Raw genomic sequence first — 11,629 nt, forward strand, 5'->3', positions numbered from 1 at the left:
GCCCGCCTTGCCGCGCATGACCCCGCCCATGGCCCGCAGCCCGACACGCCCGGCGCGACGGATGAGCCGGTACTGTCCAACCCCACCGAACTGCTGCTGCATGAACTGCGCCAGCAGGTGCTGGCCCGCACGCAGGGCAGCCCGGAAGGCGGACAGCGCCGAAGCGACAGTGAATGCGACCTGCACCCCATGCCTGAATCGCTGCATCTGGCGGCGCAGGGGCTGGAACGGGCGTTGCGCCGCCTGGCCGAACCGCTGCGCACACTGGTGGCGCGACTGGAGGAGGCGCTGGACACCGAGGCCGAATGGCTGGACACCCCCATGCGCGAGCGGATCGCCGCCGCCATCCGTTCCATCCGCCGCCGCGCGCTGGCGCGGGTGGATGGCTGGTGCCCCATGCTGGGCAGCATGCGCGCGGATGATACGCCGCCCGACGGGGCGACCCCGCAATATATCGACTATATCCGCCTGGACCGGCGCGAGGGCCAGAACCCCGGGGAGCGTGATGTGGGGCTGTACCGCCACTGGCTGGACCCCACCATTCCGTTCGCCAGCGTACTGGCCGCCCCCGCGCATGGCGTGCTGATTACATCGGCCACCCTGCGTGATGAAACGGGCGAGGATGATACCCACGACAACGCCGAGCGCGCATGGGACGCGGCGGAGGCCCGGTCAGGCGCGATCCACCTGCCTCGCCCGCCATCCGCGCGTCCTTTCCCAGCCCGTTCGATTATGCCGAGCAGAGCCGGGCCTACATCATCAACGACGTGGCGCATGATGACCCGGCGGCGCTGGCCGGGGCCTACCGCACGCTGTTCATGCGTCGGGCGGCGGGGCGCTGGGGCTGTTCACCGCCATATCACGGCTGAGGGAGGTGTACAGGCGCATCGTCACCCCGCTGGAAGCCGCCGACCTGCCGCTTTTCGCCCAGCATGTGGACCCGATGGATAACGCGACGCTGGTGGACATCCTGCGCAGCGAGCGCAATGCCTGCCTGCTGGGAACCGACGCGATGCGTGATGGGGTGGATGTGCCCGGTAATGCGCTGCGGCTTGTCGCTTTCGAGCGCGTGCCATGGCCGCGCCCCGACATCCTGCACCGGGAACGGCGCATTCACCTGTCCGGTGGTGCGCCAGGGCGTTATGACGACATGATCGCCCGCCTGCGCCTGCGCCAGGCGTTCGGTCGCCTGATCCGCAGCCGGCAGGACAGGGGTGTGTTCGTCCTGCTGGACCGGCGCACCCCGTCGCGCCTGCTGTCGGCTTTTCCCGAGGGGGTAATGGTCCGCCGCCTTGGCCTGAGCGCGGCGGCGCGGGAGATCACGGGCTTCCTGCATGCGCAGGACACCATCGCGGGTGTTAGGACCCATTAGAAATGGAAGTGGAAGTTATCCGGGATTACAGGGGATACCCCGAGATATGGTGGGATATCCGACTGCCACAAAGTGGCGGTCTACTGCGTTCTTGTTTTTATGGAAGATAGTTATCCACACCACTTCCCAGTTTCTCCGCTCGTGTCCCGAAGGTTTGGAACTGAACTGCCATTCTTGGCATTTGCGCCATCAGATTTGGAAGTGGCGGGCAACACTTCTGATTTTTTGGATGCCGCTCTTAATCGCCTCTTAAACGGCAGTATTCCTAAAGATTGACGCGACCTACATGATCGGTCATCGCAGATCGGGAGGTTTTTTCGGCCCAGGCGAAGGTCAAAAACTTGGGTGTGGTGCAGGATACGGGATTTCATGAAGAATATATAATATAAACAGTGCGGTAGGACTGTTTTCCACAACGTATAAGTCGGATGGAACTGGAAAGAGGTTTCAAGGAACTTTGCGCGGCGATAGGTTGCTGTTGCTTGGCAATTCATATATAGAAACAAAACAGGAACATATTGACGGACTGAGTGTAAGGGAATCAAGACGCAGACCTCTGCGTTTTGATTTTCTGGCATTGTTGATAATCAAGTGTGCAGTCTTGCACACTTGATGGATCATCAAGTCCTCAAGGTTGAGGACTTGATTCATCGGCATGATTAACGATCAAGTTCCCAAGGTTGAGAACTTGATCGTCGAATGTGGATACGATCAAATGCTCAGGCTTGAGCATTTGATATGTTCACAGAAAATATACATGTTCTTAGAAACTGCTAATGCATCAAGTGGCAGGCCTCTGCCACTTGATTATTTCCTGAGCGATCAAGTGGACAAGCTTGTCCACTTGATCCTGAACCCCATGTCCGAAATCAAAACGACAAGCTTGTCGTTTTGATTTCATTCCCGCTTTTCCCTTGACGAACCGAATTTGGCCCGTATAGGGTGCCGATCAGGGCTTAGAAACCCTTAAAGGCGGCAAGCGTCGCCCGACGATCTCAATCGTCACGACGCTATTTTTGTGTCCAACGATATAGGATGCATGCAGCGCGAGATACCTCGCCGGGAGGCGTTGGCGTATGTCCAGGGCGAAAGCCTAAAGGCCATCGTGCCGTTACCTTTAGCGGTTTCTAACTCCCGGCGGCGCTCGTGGTGAGCGTCGTCAATGCCTTAGAAAGCATTAAGGGACGTCACACCATGTTAAAGATTGAAGTCAGCCGTAGCTATCCTCATCAAAGCCTTGATTTCTGCGTGGACTCTATTGCCATGTTGCGCGATCTGCTGGGCGCGGCTAGGCCGATGAACTGAGCCTTAGCGATAATTCCATCACCGGGATATGTATGACGCTTTCAGCAGTCAGTGATGCCATGATGGAAATCCGCAACCTGATACAGGAAGACGTTGAAGCCGCGCGTGCCGATGATCCGACCGCACCTCGTCTGACAGAACCGCGTAGTCGTCGCGCATCCGTTGCGTAATGCACAGAATATATGACAGGGCGACCCGATAAATGGGTCGCCTTTTTCTTTGAAATGGTTGGAACATGAACATCATGGATCAGGAAACGCTTGATCTGGCAGCGGGTGTGTCTGCTGCTCAACTGGCCTGCATGCAGCGGCGCATCCGCTACCTTGAGGCTGCGCTGGCGCAGGTTATGGGCGGTAGGGATACGCTTCGGGAATGGTTCCCTGCGGCTGAACTGGCCCGTTATGCCTTACCGGGTCTGCCAGTTACCGCATCCGGCCTGACGCGCCATGCCAAAGCGCATGACTGGGAATATCGGATTGTGCCTGGCACGCGTGGTGAGCGGGTGGAGTATCATTTCACATCCCTACCGCAGCGGGCCTTTGACGGCATGCTGGCGCGCGTGCTGGCGACTGCTGAACAGGTGCACGAAATGGCGGGAATGGTGCCATCCATCCCCAAGTTAGAGCAGCCCGCGCGTGCCACGCGAAAATCTGCACCTACGCCACAATGGCTGCTGCCGCTCATGCGAATACTGCGGCAGGAACCAATGCCAATCGGACGCGCAGTTAGGATGCTGCCGCCAGACAGGGCAACCGGGCGGCGTCCCGATATTCAGGAAGTCGTGGCGCAGTTGCGTGAAATTGGGGTTCTTGCTGGGTAATAATATAATGCGATTAGGAACCCATAAAGCATATGTTATTACATAAATAACCATCAAAAATAGGTATGAAATATAATGAAAAGGCGTTCCATTTACCGTATTATACCTTTTTCTTTTTCATACATGGAATAAAACTGGGATAATTAGGCGAATATATCATGACCAGAAAACTGCATGACATGTATTACGATGAGAAAATATGTAACTTCATCTCCGATCATGTCCATCATCTTCCCCTCGGAGACTGCGGGAACGACTGATTGCTGAATTCCCGTATCAGGAGATTGCATCCCGTTCCTCACTTGGGCGGTATGTCAAAGACACGCATTCCGACCAGCAGCGTTTCACCCGGTGGCACGCCTTCTTTCGGAATGATGAAACCCGTAATTTCGTGAACAGGATGAGCAAGCAGCAGGTATCTATTGATGGGATACTTTCTGCCCTGATGCAGCATTACCCGGACAGGAAACTGCCAGGGCGAGGCGCATTGCAGCGCTACCTGATCTCCGTTGGTCGTTCTGGCCGCCGCAATAACTGGTCACAATACCCGGCAGCGCAGACCTTCCTGCAGGAAGCTGATCCGGGCCTGTCTATAATGGAATTGAGAAAAGGGCTGGCAAAGGTTCTCCCTGCCAGCAAGGTGCCGGGTAAATCCGCGATCAGTCGCTATTTCGTGGGCAATGGGGGAAAGGCGCAGCGCGCTACCTTTTTTTCCAAGCCGGTCTGCGCCGCGATCATTCGTATGGTGCACAAGGACATGACGGTCAAAGAAATCGGCATACAACTGGCTTCAATCTTCCCTGACGTGAAGATGCCTGCACGCTCCACATTGGCACGACATGTAAAGGAAGTGCGCGACGGTCTGAAACAGACACGTCCGACCTGACATTCATCCAGTCCGATTTCTATCCCTGACCACTGCAACCGGCCATTATTCCAATGGCCGGTTTTTTTGTGCCTACAGGCCGTTCTGGCATCTTGGGGTATCCGACATGGGGAGCGTCGTTAAAACCGCTGTAGCCCCCTCTTAAAGCCTCTTATGCGTCTCTTAAAATACATGGGAGGAGATGCTTGTCTGTTGGAGTATATCAAGTATCGTATTGGATAGAGCAAGAAACATACATAAGAGCTATTTTCTATTCCGGAATCTGAACACCTTGCACTGCATTTCTGCATGAAACAGTGCATGCTGTATTCGTGCATCATCCGTCTGCTTTCCTATGAAGGACAACCTAACCATAGGATGGAGAACACAGAGTGTCACGGGATCAGGAAGATTACTTGAGCGCATTTGGGCCTACGCTGCAATTCATGCGCGGTATCATGCCTGACAAAGACGTTATGCGAGTTCTGGAACAGTTTGGTGGCCAAGGTATTCAAATTCCTAAGTCACATTCCAGTATAAGACGCGAAACTTCAAAAGATTCTCATATCCTTGATGTTGTAAGTCCGAATTTCGCAAGACACCTGATTGATAAATGGGGCGGACTGTATTGCCATTTCCCGGTGGAACGCGAATTCAGAATTGAATTCTACCTAAAAAATGGACTCAGCATCAACGAAATCTGTTCACGCGTCTGCATGTCTGAACGAGGCGTGCGCCTTGCCATGTCGAGGATAAAAAAGAAACGCATCGCGCGTCTGAAGGGAAAGTTTCATGAAAACGCTTGGCTATCACTTGATGGCGCTCAATTCCGGCCATGGCGCCAACGTGCCTGACTGGATACATCTTCTTCCCGCAGGAAAATTCTCAGGCGTAGACGGACGTGGCCCTTTTACCCTGAAGGACACACAGGCACTTATTGCAAGTTCGCTGCCCAAAGGCGGAAAGCCGCTACCGGTCGACTATAACCATGCTGCACACCTGGCCACCCCGAAGGGCAATCCATCACCAGCCGCTGGCTGGATTACAGCGCTGGAGGCACGGGATGATGGCATATGGGGGCATGTTGAATGGACAAAGAAAGGCCATGACGCGGTCGCGGAACGTGAATATCGTTATATCTCGCCTGTATTCCGACATGACCCCGAAAACAATATCTGGCAAATACTGAGTGCCGCATTAACCAATGTGCCCAATCTTGCCGAACTGACGGCATTGAACTCACAGGAACCCGCCTCCTCCTCAATGCCGCGGCAGGAACTGGGCAGGATTGAACTGATGACGCAGTTACAGGGGGCGTTGTCCCTTCCTGCTGGTGCCACCCAGGCGGACGTATTGCAAGCCGTGCATACGCTGGTTGCCAACCGCGATACACCGGACCCGGCAAAATATGTGCCAATCGAGCTTTTTCAGCAGACACTGGCCAAATACAATCGCGAACATTCTGGCGTGCCACAGGAAATCGCGGAGCATCTGGTAGAAGTCGCTGCCCGCGAAGGCCGCATCATGCCGTTCATGCGGGATTGGGCGCTCAACCTTTGCACCCAGAACCGTGCGGCATTTGATGACTTCATCAATGGTGCGGGCAAGCCGATCCATGAATTCACCCAGATGCTGGGAAGTCCATTTTTTGCGCCGGATCACAACGCCAGAATGAGCGAGCAGAACAGAGCGCAGGACAATGAAACGATCATGAATTCTATGGGCGTTTCCCCCGACGATATCAAGAAATACGGAAGTAAAGACAATGCAGCTAACTGACGCCAATCTTGCCAGTTTTTTCCTTGGCCTCAAGACGACTTTCAACAAGACGCTCGAAAATGCGCAGTCTTACTGGAAAGATGTCGCGATGGTCGTTCCCAGCGCGACCAAAGTGGAAAGCTATGGCTGGCTCAATAACGTGCCGGGCGTACGTGAATGGCTGGGTCCGCGTGTGATCCACCAGCTTGGCAGCGAGCGGTTCCAGATTGTCAACAAGACTTGGGAAAGCACGGTGGCGATTAGCCGTGAAGATATCGAGGATGACCGCTACGGTATCTATACCCCGATTGTCGAGGAAATGGCGCGTGCCGCTGTAGCCCATCCCGATGAACTGATCTTCAAGCTGCTCGGGGAAGGTTTCATCAATAAGTGCTATGACGGGGAAACGTTCTTCAACGCCGCACATCCGGTCAACCGCGATAATGCATCCCCGCAGAAAACACGTTCCAACATGTTTGGCTCAGGCAATAACGCGCCGTGGTTCTTGCTGGATTGCAGCCGTCCGATCCGCCCCCTGGTATTCCAGAGTCGTCGCCCGGTTTCGTTCATGTCGAAAACCAAGCTGACGGATGACAATGTCTTCTGGCAAAATGAGTTCGTGTTCGGTGCAGATGCCCGCTACAATGCCGGATATGGCCTATGGCAGCTTGCCTTTGCCTGCACGGATCCACTGACGCCATATAATTACGCGGTTGTCCGTGCACAGATGATGAGCCAGACAACCGACACAGGCCGTCCTCTCGGGATCAGGCCCACTCATCTTGTGACCGTTCCTGGGAACGAAAACGCTGCCTTGCGGTTGCTGCGTGCGCAGACAATCGAAGCCACCACGAATGAATGGTTTGGCACGGCGACCCCGATTGCCACCCAGTTCCTGCTGGGGGCGAGCAACGCCAAACGTCCTGGAGCGAAGTCGCCGACTTCCTGTCCAGTGGCATGACGTTTGGTGCTGGTACGACAACAACGGCAACGGGCAACCCGCCTGCTGCAACTGGGGCGTAAGTTACCCCATGTGCCAGGACGATCCATTGTCGCGACGGCGTGCAGGACGGGCATTCGCTACCGTGCGTGGAGCAGCTGCTCGCGCACGGCGGCGTGCTGGCGGCGATGAGAGGCTTGTGGCGCGTCAGTTATGGATCGATGCGCAAAAGGACCAGGCGCTACAGATTGCCTTGGCAAGGATAACGGCCCTTACTGCTGAGGTCCCCCTAACTGACGCAGGGACAACACATGCATCTGATCCTGTGTCCACTTCTGTATGTTCAGCCCATAACCCGTTCAGTCATCATAAGATGGCTGCTGCGGGTGAAATCTTTGCTTCAGCCGTTCTACGTGCGGAAGCCGCGAGAGATTATGATCTACGCGCGGCGCGCCGCCTGGTATGGGCATGGTCGCGACAGTGCAATGAATTATTCCATGCGATGGTGCGCCTGGGGTGCAAGAGGCACAACATTCTGGCCGAATTTTCAGAAGGAAATGAGTGACACGCCGGTGGGGCCAGCCTTGAACCCCACATAGCGATCCCGTCACAAGGACGGTCCTACGGCAGGCTGAATTACACCGTGTCGCGACGTGCCGCAGGCAACATAACCTCTGCTTGCGGATTGAGGAAGATGGTTCTTTGGAGACAGGCGTGTATCCCTTAGAATGTTTCCAGTTTTGATGGATCATTCAGGATTCTCCATGATCAGTACCAGCAGACAAATCGAAAGCAAGGTGTTCACGGAAGTCGGCGAAATACGTGCACCGATAGGAACGCGGCGGCTGAAGGTTGACAGCATGGCCGGACACAGCGGGAATTTTGGCAGCTTTCCACGCGACCCGGCACCACAGCCAGGACAGATAAAACAAGCGTTCTTCTTCCCATGCAGCGAAGGAGATATGATCTCTGCTGATCCCGGTCGGCGTGGCCATGATGCGTCACTGGCGATTAACGGGAAGACTGTCCTGACTGCTATGGCAGGACGCGATGGCGGGGACGGTAGGGGCGCGCGAGGCATGAAAGGTCATGTTTCGATCAGCTTCCATACGTGACAAAATTTCTCCCTGCATTCAGGGAAGCCCCGCACATTTTTAAAAGGCTATCAGAGCCATTTTAGGCCCCATTAGCAGGCCGTTTGTGGACTGCGATGGGGTTCCATTCCATGTGTCCCGCAGTTCCAAACCTATTGGCGCGCTACAGCGGGCCAGCTTTCCTGACCATTCCCTGACCTTACCCCCTGTAACGGGAGAGACGTCAGAGCGCCTTGAGGTTGGTCGCGGCGGCCTTGCCACGCTCCATGGCGATGTCATAGCTGACCGCCTGGTCCTCGTTCAGGCCACGCAGGCCCGCCGCCTGCACGGCGGTAATGTGCACAAACACGTCCTTGCCGCCATCATCAGGCATGATGAAGCCAAAACCCTTGGTTGCATTGAACCATTTTACTTTTCCGGTAGCCATAGCCAGTCTCTTCTCCAGCGCCATCCTTCCCGGTCCTAATACCGGGAATCCGGGCGCGTGCCTTTACGGCGATGAAAAAAACGGGGCATCCGGAAAACACCCTGCCGCTTTCACGTCGTTCGTGCACCATAGGGGCAGCATGAAATGGGCGTCCGTGTCAAATAATCCTGACATCCCGCTCCTCACATCTACACCAGCGGGCATGAAAAAAGGGGGAAGGACCAATGGCCCTTCCCCCCTTTTTCGTAGCGTATGCCCGGCTGGATCAGAAATCCATGCCGCCCATGCCGCCCATACCACCCATGCCACCTTCAGGCATCGGCGGGGCCTTCTTTTCCGGACGCTCCGCCACCATCGCTTCGGTGGTGATCAGCAGGCCGGCAACCGAAGCCGCATCCTGCAGCGCGGTGCGGACAACCTTCATCGGGTCGATGATCCCGGCTTCGACCAGATCCTTGTAGTCACCGATCTGGGCGTCGAAACCGAAGGTGTAGGTGCTGTTTTCCAGAACCTTGCCCGCGATGACCGCACCGTCCTCACCCGCATTGTGGGCGATCTGGCGCAGCGGCGCCTGCAGGGCCTTGCGGATGATCTCCGCGCCGACGCGCTGGTCATCGTTATGGAAGTGCAGGCCGCCAAGCTGGGTCGAAGCGCGAGCCAGCGCCGTGCCGCCACCGGGAACGATGCCTTCCTCAACCGCCGCGCGCGTGGCGTGCAGGGCGTCGTCAACGCGGTCCTTGCGTTCCTTCACCTCGATCTCGGTGGACCCACCGACGCGGATCACGGCAACACCACCCGCCAGCTTGGCAAGGCGTTCCTGCATCTTCTCGCGATCGTAATCGGAAGTGGTTTCCTCGATCTGCGCGCGGATCTGGCTGCAACGGGCCTTGATGCCCGCGCCTTCGCCAGCGCCTTCGACGATCGTGGTGTTTTCCTTGGTGATGTGCACCTTCTTGGCGGTGCCCAGCATGTCGAGCGTGACGCTTTCCAGCTTGATGCCCAGATCTTCGCTGATGACCTGGCCACCGGTCAGGATCGCGATATCTTCCAGCATCGCCTTGCGACGGTCACCAAAGCCCGGCGCCTTGACGGCGGCGATCTTCAGGCCACCACGCAGCTTGTTCACCACCAGGGTCGCCAGCGCCTCGCCATCGACATCTTCGGCGATGATCAGCAGCGGACGGCCGGACTGCACGACCGCTTCAAGCAGCGGCAGGATCGGCTGCAGCGAGGACAGCTTCTTTTCGTGGATCAGGATGTAGGGGCTGTCCAGATCGACGGTCATCTTTTCCGCGTTCGTCACGAAATACGGGGAGATGTAACCACGATCGAACTGCATGCCCTCGACAACGTCCAGCTCGGTGTGCAGGCCCTTGGCCTCTTCCACCGTGATGACGCCCTCGGAGCCGACCTTCTGCATGGCCTGCGAGATCATCTCGCCGATTTCCTTTTCGCCATTGGCGGAAATCGTGCCGACCTGCGCCGTTTCGGCCGGGGTCGTGATCTTCTTCGCGTTCTTCTTCAGCTCTTCAACGACAACGCCAACCGCCTTGTCGATGCCGCGCTTCAGGTCCATCGGGTTCATGCCGGCGGCAACGGCCTTGGCGCCTTCGCGCACGATGGCCTGGGCCAGCACGGTGGCGGTGGTGGTGCCGTCACCCGCGACGTCGTTGGTCTTGGAAGCGACCTCACGGACCATCTGCGCGCCCATGTTCTCGAACTTGTCGGCCAGTTCGATTTCCTTGGCGACGGAGACACCGTCCTTCGTGATGCGCGGTGCGCCGAAGCTCTTGTCAAGCACCACATTGCGGCCCTTGGGGCCCAGGGTCACCTTGACCGCGTCCGCAAGGATATCAACGCCACGCAGCATGCGCTGGCGGGCTTCACCGCCGAACTTTACGTCCTTGGCTGCCATTTTTCTTTTCTCCGGTAGGGAAGGTTTTCTTAAATGTCACTCGGTCGGGAAAGCGGGGTGGGTCAGGCGACCACGCCCATGATGTCGCTTTCCTTCATGATCAGCAGTTCTTCACCGTTGATCGTCACTTCCGTGCCCGACCACTTGCCGAACAGGACGCGGTCACCCGCCTTGACGTCGAGGGCGACAAGCTGGCCCTGCTCGTTACGGGCACCCGGTCCGACCGAGATCACCTCGCCTTCCATCGGCTTTTCCTTGGCGGTCTCAGGAATGATGATACCACCTGCAGTCTTTTCCTCGCTCTTGAGGCGACGGACGACCACGCGGTCATGCAGGGGACGAAATTTCGTCATGGATGGATCGCTCCATATCTGTAAAAAAAGGTAACGCCCTTGATTAAGCAACGCCACCGGTTTGGCGCGCGCGCCAGGCCGCATCGCGTTAGCACTCCCCTCGTGAGAGTGCTAATGACCAGATAGGAAGCACCCTGTCAGGTGTCAAGAACACCGGATAAGGGAAAATCGTCCAAATCCCGCCCTGCCCGTGTCGGCGGCGTCTGTTTTCAGTTTTTCTGTTATATATCAGCGCATTATAAAATAATGCGGCATCGGGTGAGGAAACCAGTGCCCAGCCGCGCCCCCAGTGCATGGCCGCGTGTGCCGCCGAGTCCGCGCGGGACGGGATAGCGGCGGCGGCGACCCGCAAAATTCGCCATCATGCGGTTTGATGTTGACGTAAAATGTTCCGGCATCATTCTTGGGCGGATAACAAGAGAAAGAATGGAGGGAATGCCATGGGCGCAGTCATCACCGTCACCGCGGCGGACGGGCATACGTTTTCCGCTTACCGCGCCGGTCGGCCGGACGCCGCGCGTTCCGTCGTGGTGGTGCAGGAAATTTTCGGGATCACGCCCTATATCCGCGCGGTATGCGATTCCCTCGCGGCGCAGGGCTATCAGGTCATCGCCCCCGCCCTGTTCGACCGCGTGCGGCGCGACACCGTCCTGCCCTACGACAGCGCGGGCGTGCAGGAAGGGCTGAAACTGCGCGCCGAAGGGGGCGAGGCGAATGCGCTGAAGGATCTTGTCGCCGCCGCCGGGTGCCTGACGACCGAGAAAACGGGCATCATCGGCT

Annotated in this window: 13 protein-coding genes and 1 pseudogene; 10 read left to right on the plus strand and 4 right to left on the minus strand. The window is 57.0% G+C overall.

All coding sequences use genetic code 11. The features are described from left to right. The 9 genes and pseudogenes from JCM25156_RS21505 to JCM25156_RS28640 form a co-directional block, all read left to right on the plus strand. Positions 1-1,372 (plus strand): annotated as a pseudogene (locus tag JCM25156_RS21505) (helicase C-terminal domain-containing protein); the annotation flags it as partial. A 72-nt stretch (positions 1,373-1,444) separates the two neighbouring features. Next, entirely contained in the window at positions 1,445-1,648 is a 204-nt protein-coding gene (locus tag JCM25156_RS30185) for a hypothetical protein (RefSeq protein WP_148299320.1), read from the plus strand. Positions 1,649-2,518: 870 nt separating this feature from the next. Next, entirely contained in the window at positions 2,519-2,677 is a 159-nt protein-coding gene (locus JCM25156_RS29325) for a hypothetical protein (RefSeq protein WP_159104963.1), read from the plus strand. Between the two features lie 244 nt (positions 2,678-2,921). Then, positions 2,922-3,497 (plus strand): DNA-binding protein, encoded by a 576-nt coding sequence (locus JCM25156_RS27050; RefSeq protein WP_159104964.1) that lies wholly within the window; start codon positions 2,922-2,924, stop codon positions 3,495-3,497. A gap of 400 nt (positions 3,498-3,897) precedes the next feature. Continuing rightward, positions 3,898-4,383 carry a hypothetical protein gene (locus JCM25156_RS21515; protein WP_148299321.1) on the plus strand — a complete coding sequence of 162 codons (486 nt, stop codon included), beginning with the start codon at positions 3,898-3,900 and terminating at the stop codon, positions 4,381-4,383. 371 nt (positions 4,384-4,754) lie between these two features. Continuing rightward, positions 4,755-5,216: a hypothetical protein gene (locus tag JCM25156_RS28635; protein WP_148299322.1), complete on the plus strand. Its 462-nt coding sequence runs from the start codon at positions 4,755-4,757 to the stop codon at positions 5,214-5,216. Beyond that, positions 5,155-6,141 (plus strand): phage protease, encoded by a 987-nt coding sequence (locus tag JCM25156_RS27055; protein WP_084296445.1) that lies wholly within the window; start codon positions 5,155-5,157, stop codon positions 6,139-6,141. The genes JCM25156_RS28635 and JCM25156_RS27055 overlap by 62 nt, the downstream gene beginning before the upstream one ends. After that, the gene (locus tag JCM25156_RS21525) at positions 6,128-7,081 is read left to right on the plus strand and encodes a Mu-like prophage major head subunit gpT family protein (RefSeq protein ID WP_242402470.1); all 954 of its coding nucleotides are present in this window, start codon (positions 6,128-6,130) and stop codon (positions 7,079-7,081) included. The genes JCM25156_RS27055 and JCM25156_RS21525 overlap by 14 nt, the downstream gene beginning before the upstream one ends. A 178-nt stretch (positions 7,082-7,259) precedes the next feature. Then, positions 7,260-7,625, plus strand: a complete 366-nt coding sequence (locus JCM25156_RS28640; protein ID WP_148299323.1) for a hypothetical protein — start codon at positions 7,260-7,262, stop codon at positions 7,623-7,625. A 187-nt stretch (positions 7,626-7,812) separates the two neighbouring features. Here the strand turns inward: JCM25156_RS28640 and JCM25156_RS04595 are convergent, their stop codons facing one another. The 4 genes from JCM25156_RS04595 to JCM25156_RS04610 all read right to left on the minus strand — a co-directional run bounded on the left by JCM25156_RS04595 (position 7,813) and on the right by JCM25156_RS04610 (position 10,849). Continuing rightward, complete coding sequence (locus JCM25156_RS04595; RefSeq protein ID WP_025812291.1) at positions 7,813-8,055, minus strand: hypothetical protein; 243 nt, start codon at positions 8,053-8,055, stop codon at positions 7,813-7,815. A gap of 322 nt (positions 8,056-8,377) precedes the next feature. After that, complete coding sequence (locus JCM25156_RS04600; RefSeq protein WP_010507660.1) at positions 8,378-8,581, minus strand: cold-shock protein; 204 nt, start codon at positions 8,579-8,581, stop codon at positions 8,378-8,380. Between the two features lie 265 nt (positions 8,582-8,846). Continuing rightward, on the minus strand, positions 8,847-10,496 hold the full coding sequence (gene groL / locus JCM25156_RS04605) for a chaperonin GroEL (protein ID WP_025812292.1): 1,650 nt from the start codon (positions 10,494-10,496) through the stop codon (positions 8,847-8,849). A gap of 62 nt (positions 10,497-10,558) precedes the next feature. Continuing rightward, positions 10,559-10,849 carry a co-chaperone GroES gene (locus tag JCM25156_RS04610; protein ID WP_025812293.1) on the minus strand — a complete coding sequence of 97 codons (291 nt, stop codon included), beginning with the start codon at positions 10,847-10,849 and terminating at the stop codon, positions 10,559-10,561. Between the two features lie 440 nt (positions 10,850-11,289). Here JCM25156_RS04610 and JCM25156_RS04615 point away from each other — a divergent pair. Then, positions 11,290-11,629: dienelactone hydrolase family protein (locus JCM25156_RS04615; RefSeq protein WP_025812294.1), on the plus strand; the 340-nt coding region annotated here is incomplete at its 3' end.

The sequence above is a fragment of the Komagataeibacter kakiaceti JCM 25156 genome, from assembly GCF_000613305.1.

Bases quoted from the DNA above. Each gene is read 5' to 3' on its own strand.
- JCM25156_RS21515 (WP_148299321.1), top strand. From the start codon at position 3,898: ATGAGCAAGCAGCAGGTATCTATTGATGGGATACTTTCTGCCCTGATG.
- JCM25156_RS04595 (WP_025812291.1), bottom strand. From the start codon at position 8,055: ATGGCCACGCCGACCGGGATCAGCAGAGATCATATCTCCTTCGCTGCA.
- JCM25156_RS27050 (WP_159104964.1), top strand. From the start codon at position 2,922: ATGGATCAGGAAACGCTTGATCTGGCAGCGGGTGTGTCTGCTGCTCAA.
- JCM25156_RS04610 (WP_025812293.1), bottom strand. From the start codon at position 10,849: ATGACGAAATTTCGTCCCCTGCATGACCGCGTGGTCGTCCGTCGCCTC.
- JCM25156_RS27055 (WP_084296445.1), top strand. From the start codon at position 5,155: ATGAAAACGCTTGGCTATCACTTGATGGCGCTCAATTCCGGCCATGGC.
- JCM25156_RS04600 (WP_010507660.1), bottom strand. From the start codon at position 8,581: ATGGCTACCGGAAAAGTAAAATGGTTCAATGCAACCAAGGGTTTTGGC.
- groL (WP_025812292.1), bottom strand. From the start codon at position 10,496: ATGGCAGCCAAGGACGTAAAGTTCGGCGGTGAAGCCCGCCAGCGCATG.
- JCM25156_RS21525 (WP_242402470.1), top strand. From the start codon at position 6,128: ATGCAGCTAACTGACGCCAATCTTGCCAGTTTTTTCCTTGGCCTCAAG.